This window comes from Macrococcus sp. S115 (assembly GCF_030067655.1).
In the GTDB taxonomy this organism is placed as follows: domain Bacteria; phylum Bacillota; class Bacilli; order Staphylococcales; family Staphylococcaceae; genus Macrococcoides; species Macrococcoides psychrotolerans.
In genome coordinates, this window is record NZ_JASJES010000002.1 from 299,882 (window position 1) to 322,852 (window position 22,971).

At 37.6% G+C, this 22,971-nt stretch carries 21 protein-coding genes; 9 read left to right on the forward strand and 12 right to left on the reverse strand.

All coding sequences use genetic code 11. The annotated features are described in order from the left end of the window. Positions 1-6: 6 nt before the first annotated feature. Positions 7-1,008, reverse strand: a complete 1,002-nt coding sequence (gene sppA, locus QNJ52_RS04730) for a signal peptide peptidase SppA (protein WP_219492547.1) — start codon at positions 1,006-1,008, stop codon at positions 7-9. 88 nt (positions 1,009-1,096) lie between these two features. Between sppA and QNJ52_RS04735 the strand changes: the two genes are divergently transcribed. Beyond that, positions 1,097-1,903, forward strand: coding sequence for an NAD kinase (locus QNJ52_RS04735; RefSeq protein WP_219492549.1), 807 nt, complete (start codon positions 1,097-1,099; stop codon positions 1,901-1,903). Between the two features lie 83 nt (positions 1,904-1,986). Here QNJ52_RS04735 and QNJ52_RS04740 read toward each other — a convergent pair whose 3' ends face one another. From QNJ52_RS04740 to ezrA, 5 genes are all read right to left on the reverse strand, one after another. Next, positions 1,987-2,757, reverse strand: coding sequence for a sulfite exporter TauE/SafE family protein (locus tag QNJ52_RS04740; RefSeq protein WP_219492551.1), 771 nt, complete (start codon positions 2,755-2,757; stop codon positions 1,987-1,989). A gap of 52 nt (positions 2,758-2,809) precedes the next feature. After that, complete coding sequence (locus QNJ52_RS04745; RefSeq protein ID WP_219492554.1) at positions 2,810-3,613, reverse strand: glycerophosphodiester phosphodiesterase; 804 nt, start codon at positions 3,611-3,613, stop codon at positions 2,810-2,812. An 11-nt stretch (positions 3,614-3,624) separates the two neighbouring features. Next, positions 3,625-4,833, reverse strand: coding sequence for a tRNA uracil 4-sulfurtransferase ThiI (gene thiI, locus QNJ52_RS04750; protein WP_283721993.1), 1,209 nt, complete (start codon positions 4,831-4,833; stop codon positions 3,625-3,627). Next, positions 4,823-5,962, reverse strand: coding sequence for a cysteine desulfurase family protein (locus QNJ52_RS04755; protein ID WP_219492559.1), 1,140 nt, complete (start codon positions 5,960-5,962; stop codon positions 4,823-4,825). The genes thiI and QNJ52_RS04755 overlap by 11 nt, the downstream gene beginning before the upstream one ends. Before the next feature lie 77 nt (positions 5,963-6,039). Continuing rightward, a complete protein-coding gene (gene ezrA, locus QNJ52_RS04760) occupies positions 6,040-7,743 on the reverse strand; it encodes a septation ring formation regulator EzrA (protein ID WP_219494844.1) in 1,704 nt (567 codons plus the stop codon). Positions 7,744-7,881: 138 nt separating this feature from the next. Between ezrA and QNJ52_RS04765 the strand changes: the two genes are divergently transcribed. From QNJ52_RS04765 to QNJ52_RS04780, 4 genes are all read left to right on the forward strand, one after another. After that, a complete protein-coding gene (locus tag QNJ52_RS04765; protein WP_219492563.1) occupies positions 7,882-8,349 on the forward strand; it encodes a GAF domain-containing protein in 468 nt (155 codons plus the stop codon). A 215-nt stretch (positions 8,350-8,564) separates the two neighbouring features. After that, complete coding sequence (gene rpsD / locus QNJ52_RS04770) at positions 8,565-9,167, forward strand: 30S ribosomal protein S4 (RefSeq protein ID WP_219492567.1); 603 nt, start codon at positions 8,565-8,567, stop codon at positions 9,165-9,167. Positions 9,168-9,275: 108 nt separating this feature from the next. Continuing rightward, positions 9,276-9,722, forward strand: a complete 447-nt coding sequence (locus QNJ52_RS04775; RefSeq protein ID WP_219492673.1) for an OsmC family protein — start codon at positions 9,276-9,278, stop codon at positions 9,720-9,722. Between the two features lie 301 nt (positions 9,723-10,023). Further along, positions 10,024-11,334, forward strand: coding sequence for a cation:dicarboxylate symporter family transporter (locus QNJ52_RS04780; RefSeq protein ID WP_219492676.1), 1,311 nt, complete (start codon positions 10,024-10,026; stop codon positions 11,332-11,334). Between the two features lie 39 nt (positions 11,335-11,373). On the opposite strand, the gene hutH is transcribed toward QNJ52_RS04780, so the two are convergent. Continuing rightward, positions 11,374-12,876: a histidine ammonia-lyase gene (gene hutH / locus QNJ52_RS04785; RefSeq protein ID WP_219492679.1), complete on the reverse strand. Its 1,503-nt coding sequence runs from the start codon at positions 12,874-12,876 to the stop codon at positions 11,374-11,376. 241 nt (positions 12,877-13,117) lie between these two features. Here hutH and QNJ52_RS04790 point away from each other — a divergent pair, with 241 nt between their 5' ends. After that, positions 13,118-13,324 carry a hypothetical protein gene (locus QNJ52_RS04790; protein WP_041636081.1) on the forward strand — a complete coding sequence of 69 codons (207 nt, stop codon included), beginning with the start codon at positions 13,118-13,120 and terminating at the stop codon, positions 13,322-13,324. An 80-nt stretch (positions 13,325-13,404) separates the two neighbouring features. Then, positions 13,405-13,617 carry a hypothetical protein gene (locus tag QNJ52_RS04795; RefSeq protein ID WP_219492682.1) on the forward strand — a complete coding sequence of 71 codons (213 nt, stop codon included), beginning with the start codon at positions 13,405-13,407 and terminating at the stop codon, positions 13,615-13,617. A gap of 47 nt (positions 13,618-13,664) precedes the next feature. Here the strand turns inward: QNJ52_RS04795 and QNJ52_RS04800 are convergent, their stop codons facing one another. Continuing rightward, positions 13,665-14,261: a lysophospholipid acyltransferase family protein gene (locus QNJ52_RS04800; protein WP_219492684.1), complete on the reverse strand. Its 597-nt coding sequence runs from the start codon at positions 14,259-14,261 to the stop codon at positions 13,665-13,667. Between the two features lie 126 nt (positions 14,262-14,387). Between QNJ52_RS04800 and QNJ52_RS04805 the strand changes: the two genes are divergently transcribed. Further along, positions 14,388-15,581, forward strand: a complete 1,194-nt coding sequence (locus tag QNJ52_RS04805; protein ID WP_241427448.1) for a S1C family serine protease — start codon at positions 14,388-14,390, stop codon at positions 15,579-15,581. A 71-nt stretch (positions 15,582-15,652) separates the two neighbouring features. Here QNJ52_RS04805 and QNJ52_RS04810 read toward each other — a convergent pair whose 3' ends face one another. From QNJ52_RS04810 to tyrS, 3 genes are all read right to left on the reverse strand, one after another. Next, positions 15,653-16,504, reverse strand: coding sequence for a TPM domain-containing protein (locus tag QNJ52_RS04810; protein ID WP_219492690.1), 852 nt, complete (start codon positions 16,502-16,504; stop codon positions 15,653-15,655). Continuing rightward, positions 16,504-17,088 (reverse strand): LemA family protein, encoded by a 585-nt coding sequence (locus QNJ52_RS04815; RefSeq protein WP_219492692.1) that lies wholly within the window; start codon positions 17,086-17,088, stop codon positions 16,504-16,506. The genes QNJ52_RS04810 and QNJ52_RS04815 overlap by 1 nt, the downstream gene beginning before the upstream one ends. A gap of 70 nt (positions 17,089-17,158) precedes the next feature. Further along, positions 17,159-18,412, reverse strand: a complete 1,254-nt coding sequence (tyrS, locus tag QNJ52_RS04820; RefSeq protein ID WP_219492693.1) for a tyrosine--tRNA ligase — start codon at positions 18,410-18,412, stop codon at positions 17,159-17,161. Between the two features lie 334 nt (positions 18,413-18,746). On the opposite strand from tyrS, the gene QNJ52_RS04825 reads away from it, so the two are divergent. Then, entirely contained in the window at positions 18,747-21,095 is a 2,349-nt protein-coding gene (locus QNJ52_RS04825; protein WP_219492696.1) for a transglycosylase domain-containing protein, read from the forward strand. An 85-nt stretch (positions 21,096-21,180) separates the two neighbouring features. Here the strand turns inward: QNJ52_RS04825 and QNJ52_RS04830 are convergent, their stop codons facing one another. After that, positions 21,181-22,848 (reverse strand): formate--tetrahydrofolate ligase, encoded by a 1,668-nt coding sequence (locus QNJ52_RS04830; RefSeq protein WP_219492698.1) that lies wholly within the window; start codon positions 22,846-22,848, stop codon positions 21,181-21,183. Positions 22,849-22,971 lie beyond the last annotated feature (123 nt).

Below are 22,971 nucleotides of genomic sequence, written 5' to 3' on the forward strand. Positions count from 1 at the left end.
ATCCACCTACTCCCCATACAAGTACATTGGTTGAATGCCTTGACGTTTACTCAATAATTCTTTTATTGCAGCTACATCGTTCTTGCCCATTAAGTGACCTACAAAAGAATCTGCTGCAAAGAATTTAGAATTAAAGAAGTCATCTGTCACTGAAAATTCAATGACTTCAGCGTTTTTTGCTTTAATTTCTTTCTTCAGTGCATTCATCGCATCTGCCTCAGTGCCTATCTCATCTACAAGATCCAATTTTTGCGCTTGTTGACCCGAATAGATTCTACCGTCAGCAATCTTTTTCACTTGAGCTTTATCCATATGTCTTCCATTACTAATCACATTTACAAAACCTTCATAGCTTTCATCGACAAACTTTTGCAAGATTGCACGTTCTGTTTCATCCATCTCTTTTGTAGGGCTCATAATGTCTTTATGGGGTCCACTCTTAATTGTGTTGAATTTAACCCCGTACTTATCCGCAAGCTCTTTATAATTCATAGATTGCATGATTACGCCTAATGATCCCGTCAACGTTTCTTTAGAAGCATAAATTTTATCAGCTGGTGCTGAAATATAATAACCTCCAGAAGCCGCCGTATTTTTCATCGTTACAAAAACTTTTTTACCTGCTTTTTTGACCGCTTCAATCTTATCGTGAATTTCTGCACTCTCATAAACACCACCACCCGGCGAATTCACAACTAACATCAATGCTTTAATATTACCGTTGTCTTTCACCTCATCTAATGAATCCAGTATCAGCTGGTGATTGTAACTTTCACCCGAGAAGGGCGAAGGCGTCCCCGTGTCCATAATTGTTCCGTCTATTTCAATACGTGCAATTTGATTTGTCGTGTCGCTGCCATCAACAGTAGATGAAGTAAGTCCTTCTTCGTCTAGTGCCTTCATGCTTGAAGCGAAATCTGTAGATAACACGTTTGTGAAGAAGCTTAATGTAGACCCAACAATAAATAATCCTAAAGCCAATAATATTGCTATCACTCTTTTACTCATCGTATCTTCCTTTCAAATATAATAGTTAGACCTTATAATATATAGTATCAAAAATATCTATCAGTGAACAATAAGGAGGGGTAAGAAAATGGAAAAAAGAAATAAAATTTACTTTTTCACAAACAGAGAACCTGCTGGATTAAACTCTAAGGCACAAATTGAAACGTTAATTCAACATTATGACTTTGAAGTAACTGATAATCACCAAACTGCAAATATCATCGCTTCTATCGGTGGTGACGGGGAGTTTCTCCAAGCAGTACGTAAAACAAAATTTCGTCAAGATGCAATATATGTTGGCATTGCGACAGATAATAAGAAACACTTCTATACTGATTTCCATATTGATAATCCAGAACTGCTAAATAAAGCTTTAAATAGCGAGGATGATTCCATCGAAGTACGCAAATATCCTTTGTTAGATGTAAATATTAATAACGAGATGCGCTACTTATGTTTAAATGATTTCTATATTAAATCTTCAATTATTAAATCGATGTCTCTGGACGTATTAATCGATGATCAGAAATTCGAGACATTCCGCGGCGATGGTATGCTGATTTCTACACCAACCGGATCAACTGGATATAGCAAATCACTGGATGGCGCCATTATCGATCCGCTTACACGTTGCTTCCAGATGACTGAAATCGCATCTTTCAACAACAACAACTACAGAACTATTGGTAATGCGATTATTTTAAATGAAGGTCGTAAGCTTTCTTTAATACTAGATAAATTAGAAGACTATTATCCGATAATGGGACTAGATAACGAGGCATTATCCATACAGAATACAGATACAATCGATATTACATTAAGTAAACAGATCATTAAAACTGTCAAAGTGAAAGAAAACTCATTCTGGAATAAAGTTGAGCGCACATTTCTATAAGATATAAAGAACTGCACCGTATAACTACGGTGCAGTTCTTTTTCAGGTCATTTCACATATTTAAAATCATTTGATCGTTCAGACTATTTCATAAAATAATTCTGAACGTAGTCCACAATATTTTTTCCAATCAACAGCACCGTCACTACGATAAAGAGTATACGCACATATGATACACCATGCTTAATCGCAAATTGGCTACCAGTGTAACTTCCCGCTATCATTGCCGCTCCCATACTCAGCCCATACATATAATTTACTTGTCCGAGTGCCATGAATAAGAGCAGAGCTCCTAAGTTGCTTGCAAAGTTAAGAAATTTTGCATTACCTGCTGCTCTTAAGAAATCAAAACCGATGATAAGTAAGGTGAATAGCAGGAAACTTCCTGTCCCTCCCCCTAAGAACCCATCGTAAAAGCCGATAAATGTAATCGCAAAAATAAATAATGCCGACTTTTTCTTATCTAACTTCTTATAGGTCGAAATGCTTCCCCAGTCTTTCTTAAATAGCGTATACACAAGTACCAGACTCAGACAGATGATCGCAATAGGCTTCAGATATTCAGGCGGCATCTTCGTGGCAATAAATGCACCGAGAATCGAACCGAAAAATGATAACGGAAATAATTTACCAACAATATTTAAATCGACTTTCTTCGAACGTAAAAATGATAACGTTGATGTAAATGATCCGAAAGAAGAAGCAAGCTTATTCGTTCCAAGCGCGATGGATGGCGGCATACCAGTTGCAAGTAGAGCGGGAATACTGATGAGTCCGCCACCACCAACAACTGAATCTATAAATGCCGCTAAGAATCCGAAAAATATTAAAATGAGTAATATATTTAAATCCATGTTGCCCTCCTTATAAGTTGCTATGATACACTTTGTGGTGTCCTATAATTAGTTATTCAAATATTTCTCCGTTATCTATTCTAAACTGCTTACGAAGCAGATCAGGGAAATTTGTAAATGCTCCGTCAATACCTGCATTGATTAAGCGTTCCATATCCGCTTCTTTATTGAGCGTATATGGAAAGACTAAATATCCAAGGTCATGCATTCTGCTGATTAATGTTTCATCCAGATCGGCGATACTCGGTCCGACAGCATATACGAATGCATGAATCTGCTTTAAATCTTCATCCGGCATTTCACGCAGCACACCTTTTTTAGCGAGCAGTAAGAGCGGCATATCGGGAACGAGCTGATTCACTTTGATTAAACTTTCTAAACTAAATGACTGTATAACCGTCTGACGATTCTTTAGGCGCGTGTCACTGATCAGGCCGTATGCATCTAGCGTATCGATTAATATTGATTCCATCCCCGGATAGATGTCCGGGGATTTCGTTTCTATATAATAATTTGCATCTTTATAACGTTCAAATATGTCTTTCAGTGTCGGTACAATCTGTTCAGCATAATAGTCTGCCTTTAATTCAGGGAACTTTTCATTGAACCATTTCCCAATTGTCAGCTGTTTAATTTCTTGAAGGGTCATCTCTTTAATAATCCCTGGCGTCAGTGCAGTGCGTTCGATTGATTCATCATGCATGACAATGATTTCTCCATCTAATGTCATATGAACATCGAGCTCAATATAGTCTGCATGCATATCGTAATGACTTTTATCGTACGATGCAAAAGTATGTTCAGGCGCATAACCACTCGCTCCACGATGCGCTATAACGACATTTTTATCAAGCATAAGAACGCCTCCTATAACAGCTCGTCGAATTCTTGTTTCGTATCTGTATGCTTAGAAATTGTTAATGTCTCAATATTCGCGATTGCCTCTTCAATCATCGCATCAAAATCAGTGCCCGCTTCGAAGCTCTCAACCTTATCAAGTCTAGGATTGGTCTTTGGATTTTTCGGTGTGAAGATTGTGCAGCAGTCCTCAAACGGTTGAATCGACGTTTCAAATGTTCCGATTTCCTTTGCTTTAATAATAATCTCATCTTTGTCCAATGTTAGTAACGGACGTAATATTGGTAAATTTGTAACTGCATTTATCGCATACATGCTTCCAAGTGTCTGACTCGCAACTTGTCCTAAATTTTCTCCGTTGACAAGTGCTTTAGCATCAATTTGACGAGCAAATTTATCTGCAATCTTAAGCATCATTCGACGTGTCGACGTCATCGTTAAGTTTTCAGGCATTTTCTTATGAATCATCTTCTGGATGTCTGTAAACGGAACAAGATGCAGTTTAATCTCTCCAGTAGTTTCTGCCATAATCCTTGTGAGATCAATGACCTTCTGTTTCGCTTCTTCACTTGTAAAGGGTGGTGAATGGAAATGAATCGCTTCAATCGTAACCCCGCGCTTCATCACTTCAATTCCAGCGACAGGTGAATCAATACCACCTGATAGCATCAAGAGCGTCTTTCCTCCCGTTCCAACCGGTAGGCCTCCAGCGCCTTTAATCACGCGAGAATATAGATATGCTGCATCACTTCTAATTTCCACGAGCAATTTATAACCTGGTTTTTTAACGTCTACCGTTAAATGTTCGATATTCGATAAGATTTCTCCCCCGAGCTCTTGCTGTAAGGCGAATGTATCATAAGGGAATCCTTTATCCGAACGTTTCGCATCTACCTTAAATGTAACACCCGGTGCGTCAATATCACGCGCAAGCTTCACTGCACTCGATTTTATCTGGTCGATATCTTTCTCTACTTTCACTACCGGACTCACTGAATGTACACCGAATACTTTGCTAATTCGTTTCATAATCTCTTCTACATCAGCATCTTCAGTGACTTCTACGTACATTCTGTCTCTATTGGCATTTACTTTATAACCTGTTAGCGGAATTAGCGCGTATTTAATATTGGATTTAAGCTGATTTACAAATGTATTACGATTACCCGATTTTAATGTTAATTCTCCATATCTGACTAATATATGATCATACTGCATCTTTGATTAACTCCTTCATTTCACGATAGATTTGTTGTAGTACTGTGATGAATCGATTGATATCACTTTGTGTTGTATATTTATCAAATGATACTCTGACACTACCCGCTATGACAGTTTCAGGTACATGGAGCGCATTCAGTGCTTCATTGAACTTTGCTCGCTTTGACGAACAGGCACTCGTCGTCGAAACGCAGATATCTTCTTTCGAAAAGGCATTCACGATGACCTCCCCTTTTACGCCAGGGAAACCGATATTTACTATATGCGGCACACCCTCTTCAAGTGAATTCACATATAATCCCGGAAGTTGCTGCACTGCATGTTCTAGCTGTTCTTTAAAATGCTGCGTGCGTGAGTATAATTCTGTCCTCTCACTTTCGGCAATACGTACTGCGCGACTTAAAGCAACATCATTCGCAACATTCACCGTTCCGCTTCTAAATCCATACTCCTGACCCCCGCCAAATACAGTATGTGTGATGGTCTTCAGTTGATTGAAGACCAGTAAACCCTGACCTTTCAGACCATTGAACTTATGACCACTAAGTACAAAGCTATCCATCGCATCAACTGGAAGTTCGAGCTTCCCAAAAGATTGTACACAATCAACATGAAAATGCACTTTCGGATAATTCTTTAATACTTCTTTGATAGATGTGATCGGTAATATTGCACCCATGACATTATTCACATGCATTAAACAGACTAAAGTCACATCACTGTTTAATAGAGATTTAAAGTGTTCTAAATCTAATCGCCCGTCCTTAAACTCTACATACTTAACTGTGAATCCCTCACTTTCTAGCGCACGTACTGTTTCTAGTACTGAAGGATGCTCTAGATGCGAAGTAATAATCGTCTGTCCGAACGGTTTCTTACTTCTTGCCATACCTGTAATAAGTAGGTTGTTCGATTCAGTGGCACCACTCGTAAAAATAATAGATTGATTCTTAAGCTTCAATATATCTCTTATCTGACTTCTCGCCTGTTCTAATAATTTATTTGTTTCAAGCCCTTTATGATGTGGACTTGATGGATTAAAATAATACTTTTCATTTACCGTATGAAATGTCTTTAACACTTCTGGATCCGGCTTTGTTGTTGCACAATTATCTAAATAGATCATTCTTTCACCTCAATAAGCAAAACCCGGCAAACTTCACATTGAAGTTGGCTCGGGTTTATCATTCGTTTCATTATACTCTATCTGCGCTTTGTATGAAGAATATTTTGCTCGATACGCTCAGTCACTCCTGGTTCTACACGTTCAATCGCCGCCTCAGCAACTTCTACTGCGCGTTTATATCTATTGTTACTAAACAGGCGTTCTGCTTCAATTAACTCTTTATTAACCTCTGAAGAATCTTTGCGATAACGGTTTCCATATTGTATCAGTTTTTCTGCATAAAGCGCATGCTCCAGTACTTCCATCGCTTCTGACTCAAATGTATTCATGGTTGTCAGTACTTTATTCACTTTATCTCTTACTTGCGTTACATTCATTGGACGCTTATTAAAAAGTTGATGCACTTCACGCATCTCAACATCAATTTCATTTTTCATAATAATAAAGCGTTCAGGTACACTTGACAGATTTGAAGCAAGCAGTTTTCTGTACACTTCTTCTTTCTTACATTGAATATGCAATACATTATGCTGCGCTTCCTGCTCATCTTCACGTAAATTCATCAAGTAGTTCTGTATCTTCTCTTGTTTTTCATTGATCACCTTAACATGGGATTCAATATATTTTAGATTGTCCTCAACCTCTGTATAACGAATGCTTGATTTCGCAGTTTCCATCAATATTTCATCATACACTGTTATCAAACTTTGAATCTCATTGTCGTAGCTACGCACATTCTGCACCGCTTCTTCATCAATATAATAGGTATCTTTAACATATTCTATCTCTGTACGAATTATATAGTTCGTATCTTTTGCGTGAAACAGATGATCTGTTATCTCTTCTTTTGTTAATTCTACATTGTTCTTCGCTTTCACTTCAAGTTCAACGAGTTCAACCATTTCATCGATAGCATCATTAATTTCATCGATAATCTCTTCTGCTTTGTCAAGTTCCAGTCTTGCAATCAAGGGCTCAACTAGGTTCAGCTTCCCTTTTAACGTCTGAAGCGTACTGTCTACTTTAACATGTTCAATGTTATAACCTTCAATCTTAAGGTCTCTGCATCCGAACTTAATATCCTGAAATTGTGCAGGTAATTCTTTTTGTACATCACGAATAAGTTCTGGAATTTCTTCCATATCTTCTTTCAGTAGCGACATTTCTTCATGTAAACTATTAATATGCGTATGTGCATCGTCATAATTCCCCTCATCAATGAGCGTCTGATATACATTAATTTGAGGTTCGTACGTTTCGATCTGTGCTTCAAGCGGCTCAGCCGATTCACCATACTGATGACGGTTAGCAAGAACGTCGCGCTTTGACTCTCTATAGATAACCTTACATGCATCATACTTGCGCTTATCATCTTCAGTCTTATTCATAAACGCTTTAATCTCTTCTACAGACTGTCCATACTTTTTCTCTATATGATCAAGCAAGTGGTCCGCTTCTTGAACCTTAGTTTCACTTTCTTTAAATTTAAATTTATCAAGCGCTTCATCCGCATCATTTATAATAAGCTCACAAGTCTTAATATCTTCATTTAATACAGTCTGCCACTCTTTCTTCCACTTCTCGAAGTGCAGCGCAGCCTGACCTTTTAAGTTTAATGATTTTACTTTTACAAGTTCATCTTGAAACGGTAAATGTTTCACTTCATTCTTTCTTGCTTCAATGCTTTCGATATGTGTGCGTCTTTGATTTCTCATATAAAACAGCACACCGACAGCAATCAATATCACTACAATGATTCCAACTATGATATATATCATTATGTAAATTCATTCCCTCCAAAGTACTACTCATCATTATAACGTAAAATGTACTTTTCAAAAACAATTTCTTGTTAATTCTTTATCAAATCAGTTAAACTATTTTTATTCATAAAAATTGATAACTACGGAGGGAATACTATGTTCGATCAAACACCGATTAAAGATTATACGATGCTCGCACAAATGCTGGACGGATTACTCACTGATGAACAGGATAATATCAGCAATCTTGCCAATGCAAGTGCACTTCTTAATACATTTCTACAGGAAGTAAACTGGGTTGGGTTCTATTTGATGAAAGATGGCCAATTACAGTTAGGACCTTTCCAGGGATTACCGGCATGTGTTCAAATTCCGGTTGGAAAAGGTGTATGCGGGAGTGCAGTCAGCGAGCGCAAAACGATGGTTGTCTCTGACGTACATCAGTTCCCTGGTCATATTGCATGTGATGCAAATTCTCAATCAGAAATTGTCGTACCTATTATTAAAGATGGAGAAATATTCGGTGTGCTCGATATCGATGCGCCGATTAAATCTAGATTTACAGAAGAAGATCAAGCAGGTATCGAACAATTCGTAAAGATTCTCGAAAAACATTTATATTAATATTGACTTCTTACACTAAAGTCACTATAATGAAATCTATGTGAATAAACGAAGATAGCAGATAAATATTAATACGCGCTATAGTATCCCCTATGTTGGCGTGTTGTGTAACTGAAGCTATAAGGCGAAGGCACGGAATGATACTATATCGTATTAGGCATTTATCATATTTTTGTTTTTTACATAAAAAACAAAAACAGAGGAGGAGTCACATTATGGCTCGTTTTACAGGTTCAACTTGGAAAAAATCTCGTCGTTTAGGAATTTCTTTAAGCGGCACTGGTAAAGAATTAGAAAGACGCCCTTACGCACCAGGACAACACGGTCCTAACCAACGTAAAAAATTATCTGAGTATGGTTTACAATTACAAGAGAAACAAAAATTACGTTATATGTACGGAATCAACGAACGTCAATTCCGCACAATCTTTGATCGTGCTGGTAAAATGAAAGGTATCCACGGTGCTAACTTCATGGCACTTTTAGCATCTCGTTTAGATGCAGTAGTATACCAATTAGGTTTAGCACGTACACGTCGTCAAGCACGTCAATTAGTTAACCACGGTCACATCATGGTAGATGGCGCTCGCGTAGACATCCCATCATACCAATTAAAACCTGGTCAAGTAATTTCAGTTCGTGAAAAATCACAAAAATTAAACATCATCGCTGAATCAGTTGAGTTATCAAACCACGTTCCTGAATACTTAACATTCGACGCTGAAAAATTAGAAGGTACATTTGTACGCGTTCCAGAACGTAGCGAATTATCTGCTGAAATTAACGAACAATTAATCGTTGAGTACTACTCACGTTAATAAGTGCTTTGAAAGACTTTCGTCTTTCTATTATTCCGAACACTTCAGAATCATTGTTTCTGAAGTGTTCGTTTTTTGTTTTATATGGATAGATAAGGAGAATATAAAATGAAACATACATTTAACTGTACTGCTAAATTTAACGGCGGCTATCACGGTGTGGGTACGATAGAAAACAGAAATCTTAAGACTGAAATATCAATACCGAAAGAAATGAATGGACCTGATATCGGTACCAATCCAGATGAGATGCTTTTATCATCTGCAGTTACATGCTTTACAATAACATTAAGTTCTATGTTTGAACGTAATAATATTCCGGTTGAAATAGATTATGTGCATGCTAGCGCGACGATCAATAGTGAAAAACAAGTATTAACATATGAAAGCATTACTTACAATGTCTATTTGATCAGCACAGCACAAATGGATGAGCAAAGAATAGTAAGATATGTTAATAAATCCGAAGAAACTTGTATGATTACACGTGCTCTAAAAGGTAATGTTGAAGTTTCAATTGAAAATATTTATTTAAATAATAATATAGTAATATAATAATTTACGTATAAAACTATTTCGGTAGCCGGAATAGTTTTTTATAGCATTTAATCTAAGATAAATTATATTAAACAAATAATATAATTTATGATATCGTTTACAGGTTTTTTCAAAAACATTGTCAAATGTATATGTACTCTACTTTCAGCGAATATCCTTAAAATTCACAGAGCACGCAATTACATCATTATTAAAACATAATGACTACTTAATTTTTCTGACAATTTGTAAATAATTAAATTGACAGACTTATCAATAACAAATAAAATACATGAGTACGAAAGAAAAGAGGTATGATATGAGTTCAGTTACAGAAATTAAAAAAACAAAAAAGAAAAAGTTTATAAGTTTACCGATGCAAATATTACTTGCATTAATATTAGGCGTTGTCGTCGGCGCCCTACTTAATGGTCAGAAAGAATACGTTAACTACTTTCAGCCACTAGGTGATGTCTTCTTACATCTTATTAAAATGATTGTTGTACCGATTGTATTCTGTTCACTCGTAATTTCTATTGCTGGTACAGGCGATATGAAAACTGTTGGCCGTTACGGCTGGAAGACGTTACTGTACTTTGAAATTATTACGACATTAGCCATTGGTCTCGGAATTATATTTGCAAATGTCTTTAAACCAGGTGCCGGTATCAACAAAGATCTATTACCTAAAGGTGATGTAACAAAGTATACGACAAATGCAGAAGCTGCTGCAGAGTCCACATATGGTAATCATATGATTGATACAATCGTTAATATTATTCCGACGAATATTATTGATTCTATGGCACAAGGTCAATTATTACCGGTTATCTTCTTCTCGGTATTCTTCGGTCTTGGGTTAGCTGCAATTGGTAAAAAAGGTGATCCAGTACGCGCTTTCTTTGACGGCTTCTTAGATGTTATCTTCTGGATGACGAATCAAATCATGAAATATGCACCAATTGGTGTATTTGCATTTATGGCAGTAACAATCATCAATTTAGGGTTAGGTGCATTGATTCCACTTGGGAAGTTAGCACTTGTTGTTGCAGGATCAATGGTATTCTTCATTATTGTCGTGCTCGGTGCTGTTGCAGCAATGTGTAAGATCAATATCTTCCACCTATTGCGCATATTAAAGGACGAGTTACTGCTTGCATTCTCAACGTCAAGTTCAGAGACTGTATTACCTACCATCATGGACAAGATGGAGAAATTTGGTGCACCGAAAGAAATCGTATCTTTTGTTATACCGACAGGTTATACATTCAACCTTGATGGTTCAGCATTGTATCAATCTATTGCAGCACTTACAATCGCTCAAATGTACGGTGTTCATTTATCGGTGACTGAGCAACTTGTATTATTATTAACATTGATGCTGACATCTAAAGGTATGGCTGCTGTACCAGGTACATCAATCGTCGTTTTGATTACGACTTTAACAGCAATGAATATTCACCCTGAGGGCCTAGCACTTATCATTGGTATTGACCGTATCTTAGATATGATGCGTACAGTTGTTAACGTAGTCGGCAACTCTTTATCAACACTTGTCATTGCAAGATGGGAAAATCGTCTTGATTATGAAAAAGGCCGTAAATATTACGAAACATATTTAAATAAATAAAGTCTAATTATATAAAAAATAGTTCAAGGTACTCTTGAACTATTTTTTATATGCTGATTGTTTCAAGTAATCGGACACGACTTTGATATCTTTATGGAACTGTCTATCTTCTGTTATCGATGGTACAAACTCTCGATATTCTTCGTATTTCTTCTTCGTTTTCGGTGATAGCTTGTCTACACCTTTTAATTCTACTGCCTGCAGTGCAATCACACATTCTATGGCAAGTACATTCCTGACATTCTCTACAATCTGATACCCATGGCGTGAAGCAATCGTACCCATTGACACATGATCCTCCTGATTGGCAGATGAAGGAATAGAATCTACACTTGCAGGATGCGCCAATGTCTTATTTTCAGAAACTAAACTTGCAGCAGCATATTGCATAATCATCGCACCACTCTGCAGACCTGGCTGTGGACTTAAAAATGCAGGAAGATCGCCATTTAACTGTGGATTAACAAGCCTTTCTATACGACGTTCTGATACATTTGAGAGCTCACTTACACCTATTTTCAAGAAATCTAGTGCAAATGCAACGGGCTGACCGTGGAAGTTCCCTCCTGAAATAACAAGCGTTTCATCACCTTTATCAAAGATGAGCGGATTATCATTCGCAGCATTCATTTCACATTCCAGCTTTTCTTTAGCATAGTTCAGTACTTGAAAACTCGCACCATGGATTTGAGGGATACACCTTAACGAATAGGCATCCTGGACTCTTAATTCGCCTTGACGCGTTGTTAATGATGAGCCTTCCAGCCAGTCTAGCATTCTATTTGCAACACCTAACTGTTCTTCTGAATTTCTAACGATATGCACGTGTTCATTATATGCATCGACAATGCCATTCAATGCTTGGTGCGTGAGAGCAGCAATCCATTCAGCATCATACGCTAATTGTTCCGCTTCAATATAACTAATCACGCCTTGGCTCGTCATCGCCTGTGTCCCATTAATCAGTGCAAGACCTTCTTTCGCTCGTAATGTATGCGGTGCACGATTCAATGATTGTAAGACTTTACTACTTTCTTGTCTTACCCCTTTATAGATTACTTCTCCTTCACCGACTAATGCTAATGCTAAATGTGATAAGGGGGCTAAGTCTCCCGAAGCTCCTAAAGAACCTTGTGCTGGTATAACTGGGATAATACGTTGATTGATGAAAAAGACAAGCTGTTCGACAAGTTCAGTGCTTACTCCGGAATGCCCTTTTAACATCGTATTTAATCTTAAGATCATCATCACGAGCGCTACGTCGTCATTAAACGGTTCCCCTACCCCACATGCATGTGACCGTATTAAATTTAGCTGTAAATCCTCGTATTTATCCTGATCAATAAGAACATCGCTAAACAATCCAAACCCCGTAGTAATACCATAGATCGTCTCTTCATTGGCAATAATATCATCAACAATTTTCCTGCTTTGTTTAACGCGTGATAACGCTTCTTCACAAATTTCAACATTCTGATTTCCAGCAATTAAAGCCTTAATTGATTCAATCGTTAGATTTCGGCCATTTAAAACTAAATTCATTACACCATCCCCTTTGTTATAATTTTCTAATAATTCTAACAAATGAATTATATCCAATAAACATTAGGAGCACAATAGATTTTCTGAAAGTTATGCTTAGGTATCAAGCTACCAATTTAATATGTTATCTCTTTAAATAAATAAAGTAACGACGCCAATTATATTTGAATACTCTAAAACATCTTTATTTATATGCAAAAGTATTATATAATGAATTAATATAAACAATGAGGGTGATTTTATGCAAATATTGCCACAACTTTTTAAAGGTAAATTAACTGCGTATCAGATTTCTACGGCAACAGATATTGATATTGCAACGATTGAATCCCTTTTTGAAGATGAAGCAGCTGTTTCATCATTGGATGAAGCCACATATCTTACATTAAAACAATTAGAAGATGAACTTTTCAATAACGACCATAGAACAGGAGAAACAACTGCATAGCTTGTTTCTTTTTTTGTTTGATTATTTTGTTTAACGGGTATGTTCTTATTATAGATACAAAAAGGAAGAAGGTGTGAATCATGGGAGTTATATTGCTTAAAACTTCTTATCCTGACACATCTCAAGAACATGCAGAATATAAAATAATCCAGAACGAGTGTGAGAAGGTTCGTTATATCAATCAAGCGAGAAATGAATTCTATAAACGAATGCATAGATCAGATGACGAACAGGTGATTAAGCTAGAATTTATTTATCCAGATGATGTTGAAACTTATTATTATAAAGCTTAGGTCGTAACACAAAAGCGGAATGATCTATAGATCATTCCGCTTTTGTGTTATTTCATTGTTGCTATAATCGATTTTGTGCTGTTTTCAAGTTGCTGAGTAATCTTTTCTATTGCTTCAGTTTTATTGTACTGGGATAAATATGTAGTGCTATCAATGGGTGCTCCAAACTTAATCCAGCACTTTCTTCTCTTAAATATAACATCACGAAATTTAAGTGGTCCTGTATAAGCCGCAGGAACAATCTTACTTTTTGATAGTACAGCAATCGTCGCCGCTCCTTTTTTCATCGGTGCTGCATTATTGCGTTGTCCACTCGGGAAGATACCAACAACCTTACCTTCTTTTATCAGCTTAACAGGTATCTTTAACGTAGATGGTCCTGGGTTTTCTCTATTCACAGGAAATGCATTAACTGATCTAAAAAATCGATTTAATAGCGGTGTCTTAAATAGTTCCTGCTTCGCCATATAATGAACTTCTAACGGATATAGACTCATCGCGAGCATTATAATCTCCACCATACTCTCATGGTTACATGTCACGATAAATGCTTCATCTTCAGGAAGATGATGTTTGTCTGAAACCTTTAACTTGTTTAATATTTTAACAAAGAAGAAGATGATACGAGAAATGAATTGATACATATGGCACTCCTTTTACATAGAATATTTATATTTTATCATAACCTAATATATTTTGAAGAGTGCATTTGCTTGAACTCTGATTTTAATGGGATTATACTTTTTGTATCGCAGCAAATGGAGGTAGCTATGGAACAAAATCATGAATATTACAATGAAAACTCTCATCTACAAACACAACACCCAAAGAAACAAAAAGCCGGCTTCTTAAAGATGGTGCTTGCTGGTGTCGTTGGATCTGTACTCACGCTTGGTGTGACTGAATTACCAGAGTATTTCTCACACGATGAAACAGAAACAATTTCTCCAGTCACAGTTGATAATACAACAACTTCCAAATCAACTTCAAATCTCTCTCAAATGCTGGAACAAGTTTCTCCTGCAATTGTCGGCGTTATCAATATGCAGCAGGCACCTAGCAGTATCTATGATATCCTATCAGGCAATCGATCTACCGATATTACACCTGCAGGAACAGGTTCAGGTGTAATATATCAAGTTGATGGGAACAATACATATATTGTTACAAACAACCACGTTGTTGAAGGCGCTAAAGAATTGAAGGTTAAATTATCAAACGGGAAAACGATAGATGCTGAACTAATGGGTACAGACGCTTTGACCGATATCGCTGTACTCAAAGTAACAGGTCAGCTAAATATTAAACCCGTGGCCTTTGCCGACTCTTCTAAGATTCGAATTGGCGAACCTGTCTATGCGATTGGTAATCCATTAGGTCTTGAACTTGCTGGTACAGTAACAGAAGGTATCGTGAGCTCAAAGGAACGTACAATGAAAGTAGAAACTTCTGCCGGTAACGCTAGCGTCAAAGTTATTCAGACGGATGCAGCAATTAATCCCGGGAATTCTGGTGGTGCTTTAATTAATACAAGTGGTCAGCTGATCGGTATCAACAGCATGAAGATATCTGCCAATCAAGTGGAAGGGATTGGATTTGCTATTCCATCAAATGACACTAAGACGATTATTGAACAGCTTGTTAAGAACGGTAAAGTTGAACGTCCATATATGGGGCTTGGACTGGTAGGAATCAATGATGTTCCAGCTGAGTATCTGAAAGAACTTAAAATAACACAAACTGAAGGTGTTGTTGTAGCACAAACTGACAGCGTTTCTCGTACAAAGTTCAATAAAGGCGATGTCATCACTGCTATCGATGGACATAAGGTTGAAAGTGATAGCGACGTTAGAAATTATATTTATACACATCATAAAGCAGGCGACAAAGTGAAATTTACTGTTTATAGAGAAGATAAGAAAACAGAAGTTACGATGACTTTAAGAAGTACAAATAGCAAATAAAAAAATCCGGAAATGTAGTGTATCCCTAAAGTTGAATTTTTTAGGGTTCATAACATTTCCGAATTTTTTATTTAGAAGTTTCGACCAGCGCCACCGCCGTCAAAACCGCCACCGCCAAATCCTCCGCCTGAGAAACCTCCACCAGAGAAGCCTCCAGATGAGAAACCTCCACCAGTCGGAAAGAAGATGACAGGGCCAGTGGATCGACGTCCACCGCCACCACCGCCACGTCCTCCACCACCGAAGAACATAGAGAGAATCAAGTATAAGAAGAATATTGCGATGATAATTTCAAACACACTGATATCACCAACACTATCGTCTTGTGTAGCAATGGGTGTATCACGTGTATACTTTTCACCATCAAAGCCGTAGCTCTTACTGATTTCATCAAATATTGCATTATAAAGTTTAGTCATCGCCTGCGCATAATAGCGTCGAGACGTTTCATTGCTAGCATCTGGGTCTGCCTGCATCGCTTTTTGAATATCAGGCATCGCATATGTATCAATCATACGTCCTACTTTAGCGTCGTTCAGCACACCTTGTAGGCCGGGGCCTACCATCACTTCTATACCACGATTGTTATTTTCATTATTATTGTCGAGATTCAGCAAAATAACGATACCATTATCTTTATCCTTATCTCCTACCCCATATTCACGACCTGCGCGTAGTGCATAATCTTCTTTAACTTCCTGTCCGATACTTGGCATTGTCATCAGCAAGATTTCAGCAGTCGTACCACTGTGAAGCGTCTCACCTTTTTGGTTTAATGCATCTTTTTCCTGCTGCTTAAAAATACCGATATGATCCTGCACGAACCTCGGCTGCTCAAGTTTCGGTAATGGTTCAGCTGCACTAACCGGAAGTGCTGTAAGAAAGATTATAAGACTCGCGAAAAATATCGTGAATCTCTTCATTACTCAGAATCCTTATCAGAATTAAAATCTACATTTGGTGCATCTTTTGCAGCACTATCAGCTTTAAAGAACTCTTTCTTTTCAAATCCAAATAATCCGGCAACGACACTACCTGGGAAACGTTTAACGACTTTGTTATATTCCGTAACAATATCATTATAGTCATTACGTGCTACTGCGATACGATTTTCTGTACCTGCAAGTTCATCACGAAGCCCTGTGAACTGTGTATCTGCTTTAAGTTCTGGATAGTTCTCCTGAATTGCGATTAGTCGACTTAAAGCTGAGCTTACTTGTGCGTTCGCTTCTGCTTTTTCTTCCATTGTATTTGCACCTGCTAATTTCGCACGTGCATCAGAGACATCTTTGAATACTTTTTCCTCATGTTTTGCGTAACCTTTAACTGTTTCAACTAAATTAGGAATTAAATCAAGACGACGTTGTAACTGCGTATCAATCTTCGCTTGAGATTTTTCAACTTCTGTATCTAAATCAACAAGTTTATTATAGGGACCGATCAACATACTACCGATTACTAATAATAATACGATGAGACCGATCACCGGTACTAATAACTTTTTCATTGCATTTCTCCTTTACCTTAAATTACTTAATTTTACCCTAAATACATGGACTGTAAACATAGTCAGTGTATTAGTGAATAATCATAAAGTATTTCTTTTTGCCACGTCTAATAATCGTAAACTCACCCTCAATCTTGTCAGTCGCTACGATTTCATACGCAACATCCTGAACCTTCTCTCCGTTAATCGATATCGCACCGTTTGTAATATCTTCTCTTGCCTGACGTTTACTTGGAGAGATGCCCGCTTCTATTAATAATTCAACGAGATTTGTTGTTGTAACTTTTGCCTGTGGCACATCTTTAAAGCTTGTGCGTAACTGATCCGCTGTTAAAGCCTTTAAATCCCCTTTGAATAAAGCGTTTGTAATATTAACTGCTTCTTCTAATGCAGATTCATCATGGACATATTTCGTTACCTCTTCGGCTAATCGTTTTTGTGCAAGACGCAAGTGCGGTTCGTTTTCAACGGATGCTTCTAAAGCATCTATCTCTTCTTTACTTAAGAAGGTAAAGTATTTTAAAAACTTGATAACATCGCTATCTGGTGTATTGATCCAGAACTGGTAGAACTCATAAGGTGTCGTCTTCGTGCGATCTAACCAAATGGCCCCTCCTTCCGATTTACCAAACTTCTTGCCGTCAGATTTTACAACTAAAGGAACTGTCATACCATAAGCTTCAACTTCGCCATACATACGTCGCATGAGTTCCATCCCACTTGTGATATTACCCCACTGGTCACTGCCACCGATCTGGAGCTTAACGTTCAATGTTTTATTTAAATGTCCAAAGTCAATGGCCTGCAGAATTGTATAAGTAAACTCTGTGAAAGAAATCCCTGTTTCAAGACGAGATGCGATACTGTCTTTATTTAATAAATAGTTTACACCGACATGCTTTCCGTAATCTCTTAAGAACGTCAACAGATCAATTTCACCAAGCCAGTCTTTATTGTCTACACGAATTGCACCATTTTCAGTACCGAAATCAAATAACTGCTCCATCTGTTTGCTGATACCGTCGACATTATGCTGAACTTGCGCTAATGTCTGCAGTGTACGCTCATCTGTTCTCCCAGATGGATCGCCAATCATTCCTGTAGCGCCCCCAATGAGAACGACAGGGCGATGTCCATGTGCCTGGAATCGTTTTAAAGTCATGAAAGGAAGGAGATGGCCGATATGCAGGCTATCTGCAGTCGGGTCCGTTCCACAGTATACGCTTACCGATTCCTTATTCAGCAAAGCTTCCATTTCTTCAGGATTCGTCTCCTGATAGATTAAACCTCTCCATCTTAAATCTTCTAATAATGCACTTGTCATATTAATTTCCTCCTCTTAATTAAAATAAAAAAGCCCCCCTACAAATGTAAGGGTGCTTGAATGCACGGTACCACCAAACTTATGATTACTCATCACTTTATTAATGAAAACGCTCATTATGACGTAGACTCCACATATCAGGTGTATTCATCAAAGAACATGCTTAGTTTTCACCACCCACTAAGTCTCTAAATTCAAGTTCAATCATTACTTGTCCCGAAAAGTCTTTATATTTAGTTTCAAATCAATTATGATACTAGTGTATAAAATTGGATGAGTGAAGTCAAGAACCTGAAATTATGATATACTAAAAAAATATTCAGGAGGAAAAAATATGGCAAACAAAACTTCATACAAAGATAAATTTAAGCGTCAGCTTATAGGCTATAAGGAAGGATTCAAAAACATTAAATTTACCCCCTACGTTATCTTTAATGGCCTTTATGAAACTGTTTCAAAAACACTGCTCTTTCTAATCACAGCAGGCATTTTATTCGCTACGCTCATGCTTGGGATCGGTAGCGGCTATTTCCTGGCACTAGTAAAAGATGAGCCGGTAAAGTCTAACAGTGAACTGAAGAAATCACTTTATGAGATGACACAAAGTACAACTGTATATTTCGGTTCGGGAGAATCACTTGGTAATTTAAACGCTGATACACAGCGACAAGTTATTAAGCTTAAAGATATGAGCCCTCATGTGAAAGATGCATTGATCGCTACTGAAGATGAAAGTTTCTATCGCCATAGAGGTATCGTACCGAAAGCTTTTATACGAGCAACTGCTCAAGAATTTCTTAACACTGGCGCGACGAGTGGCGGCAGTACTTTAACACAGCAGCTTATCAAGAATCAGCTGTTAACAAATGAAACTTCCTTCCAAAGAAAAGCCAAAGAAATGATGCTTTCTTTTAAAGTAGAAAAAGCACTGACGAAAGATGAAATTATTGAAGCTTATTTAAATGTCGTCAGTTTTGGTCGCAACACGAATGGTCAGAACATCGCTGGAATCGAAGCGGCTGCTCAAGGGATTTTCGGTGTTAAAGCAAACGAGCTTAACATCGCTCAAGCTGCATATATCGCAGGCCTTCCACAAAATCCTTATACATATACACCCTTTTTGCAGGACGGTTCAGTCAAGTCTAAAGATGATCTTGCATATGGGCTGACAAGACAGCAATATGTTCTGTCACGTATGTATCAGGAAAATAAGATCAGTAAAACAGAATATGATAAAGCAAAATCATTTAACATCGTTAAGTCATTTACGAAAGATGTAGAGACGCCAAACGAAAAATATCCTTTCCTGACCCAAGAAGTTGAAGATGAAGCTATAGATATTCTGAAATACCACTTTGCTTCAAAGGATAATGTTTCAAAGACAGAACTTGATGAAACACCCGTTCTTCAAGAAAAGTATAAGGGTATCGCAGAACGTGCTGTACGTAACGATGGGTATATCGTAGAAACTACAATTAATAAACCCATTTTCGATGCAATGAATGCAGTTAAAGATAATCCTAACTATTATTCTTATGACCGACAAGTAGAGGCAGGCGGAAAAACAAAGACATTGAGCCAAGAAGTCGGTGTCCTTTTAAAAGAAAATAAGACAGGTAAAATTATCGCGTTTATTGGTGGCCGAGATCACGATAAGTCACAAAATAACCACGCAATGAAAACGAAACGTTCTCCAGGATCTACAATCAAACCATTATTAACCTATGCTCCTGCAATGGAGTATGGCATTACGGCGCCAGAGACGATGCTGCTCGATAAAAAGTTTAATTACAATGGTTATGAACCAGAAAACTATGCTCGTATGGAATACGGGAATGTGACAACACGTTATGCGTTAGAGAATTCTTTAAACTTAAGTACTTTAAGACTATATTCTAGTATTCAGGATAAGAAGCCATGGGAATTATTAAACAAGATGGACTTTAATATTCCAGGATCTGAACAGGAAAACTTATCATTAGCACTCGGTGCGACAGATATCACGCTTAAAAATAATGTGGATGGTTTCTCGACTTTAGCCAATGGAGGAAACTATCAAGAAAGCTATATGATCGAACGTATTAAAGCTAAAGATGGCAAAGTCATCTATCAGCATGAAGCAAAACCAGAGCGTATTTATAGTGCATCTACCGCTTATATGACGACTGATATGTTACGTGGCGTACTCGATACTGGTAGTGCTTATTCATTGAAAGGTACCTTCCTATATAATCAGGACTGGGCCGGCAAGACAGGTACGACTCAAGATGCAAAAGACAGTCTGTTTGTTGCTTATAACCCTAAAGTAACAATGGGTATCTGGATGGGCTATGATGTTCCAACTACATTTGATGAAGAAAATCATTACCAGCTCAAGTTATGGCGTGATATCGCCAATCAGATTTCATCAATCGATCAATCCCAGATGGGTGTCGGTGAACGATTTAACCAGCCAAAGAGCGTAACAAAACAAAGCATCTGTCAATTTACGAATAGCACATCCGGCTGTGTATCTGGTGAATCTACAAAAGAAAGTCTCGTATCTGACAAAACTGATTTAACTCAGAAAACACTAGATACTCCTGATGTATTGAATAGACTTGGTATTAAGCTAGACCCTGCAACAAAAAGTAAGATCTTTACGAAATCGAAACAAAATACGCAAAAGAAAAAGAGAAACTAAAAAAGAACCGGTCGGTATAGAAACGTATTGCTTTCTATACTGATCGGTTCTTCTTATTATTTATCATCACTTGAGTAATATTCTATTAGAATAAACCTACTGCATTACCCTCTTTATCTACATCCATACGCAGTGCTGCCGGTTCTTTTGGAAGACCAGGCATGGTCATAATGTCCCCTGTTAATGCAACGATGAATCCTGCACCTGTCTTAGGAATTAATTCACGGATTGTAATTTCAAATCCAGATGGACGACCTAGTTTCTTAGGATCATCAGAGAATGAGTATTGCGTCTTCGCCATACATACTGGATATTCATTCCAGCCATTGTCAGCGATTGTTTTTAATTGTTTCTTCGCTTTATCAGTGAATACTACATCATCTGCACCGTAGATCTTTTGAACGATTGTACGGATTTTCTCTTCAACTGGTAACGATAGGTCATATAATGGTTTAAAGTTTTGTGGTTGTTCCAGCACTTCTAATACTAAGTTCGCCAAATCTTTACCACCTTCACCACCATGTTCCCATACTTCAGTTAATGCTAATTTCACACCATGTTCTTTTGCCCAGTTAATAACAAATTCACGTTCAGCATCTGTATCCGTAACGAAATTATTTAAAGCGATAACTGGTTCAACACCAAATTGATTTAAGTTTTCGATATGTTTCTCTAGGTTCTGAATACCGGATTTTAATGCTTCTACATTTTCAGCTCCAAGCTCATTCTTTGCAACTTCACCATGCATCTTAAGCGCACGGATAGTAGCAACTACAACGATTGCATCTGGTTGTATACCTGCTTTACGCGCTTTAATATCCATGAACTTCTCAGCACCTAAATCTGAACCAAATCCTGATTCAGTAACAACGATATCTGCTAATTTACGTGCAGTCTTCGTTGCGATGATTGAGTTACATCCGTGAGCAATATTAGCGAACGGTCCACCGTGAATAAGCGCAGGTGTACCTTCGATTGTTTGTACTAAGTTTGGTTTTAATGCATCTTTAAGGATTAATGCTAAGGCACCTTCTACTCCTAATTCTTTAACAGTAACTGGTTTGCGGTCATAAGTATAACCGATTGTCATTTTTCCTAGGTTTTCTTTTAGATCTTCAATATTGTTTGAAAGACAGAATACAGCCATGATTTCACTTGCTACCGTGATATCGAAACCATCTTCACGGGGTACTCCTTTGAAAGGACCACCAAGACCAACAACCACTTGACGTAATGCACGGTCATTCATATCGATGACACGCTTCCACTCAACGCGACGTGGATCAATATTTAATCTATTCCCTTGATAAATATGATTATCGATAAATGCTGCTAATGCATTATTTGCTGTTGTGATGGCGTGTAAATCTCCATTGAAGTGCAGATTAATTTCTTCCATCGGTAAGACTTGTGCACGACCCCCACCAGTCGCTCCACCTTTCATACCAAATACCGGACCTAAACTCGGCTCACGCAAAGCTACCATAACGTTCTTACCTAACGCTTTAAATGCATCTGAAATACCTACAGTGACTGTTGATTTACCTTCACCAGCCGGTGTTGGACTCATCGCAGTCACAAGTACTACTTTACCTTGCTTATCTGTAGTCACTTTAGAAGTGTCAATCTTTGCTTTATAATGCCCGTATTGCTCAACCGCATCATCAGGAATACCTGCAGCTTCAGCGATTTCAGCAATCGGTTTAATCGTTGCCTGATTAGCAATTTCTAAATCTGATAAATATTTCGTCATTTTAACATTCTCCTAATCATTTAAAGTGTCTTTACATCCTAATAATAAGATAACGCTTTCACATTGTCGAATGTTTTCTATTATTAATTCTTAAAATTATAATAAAATACCGCACGCGTTCTG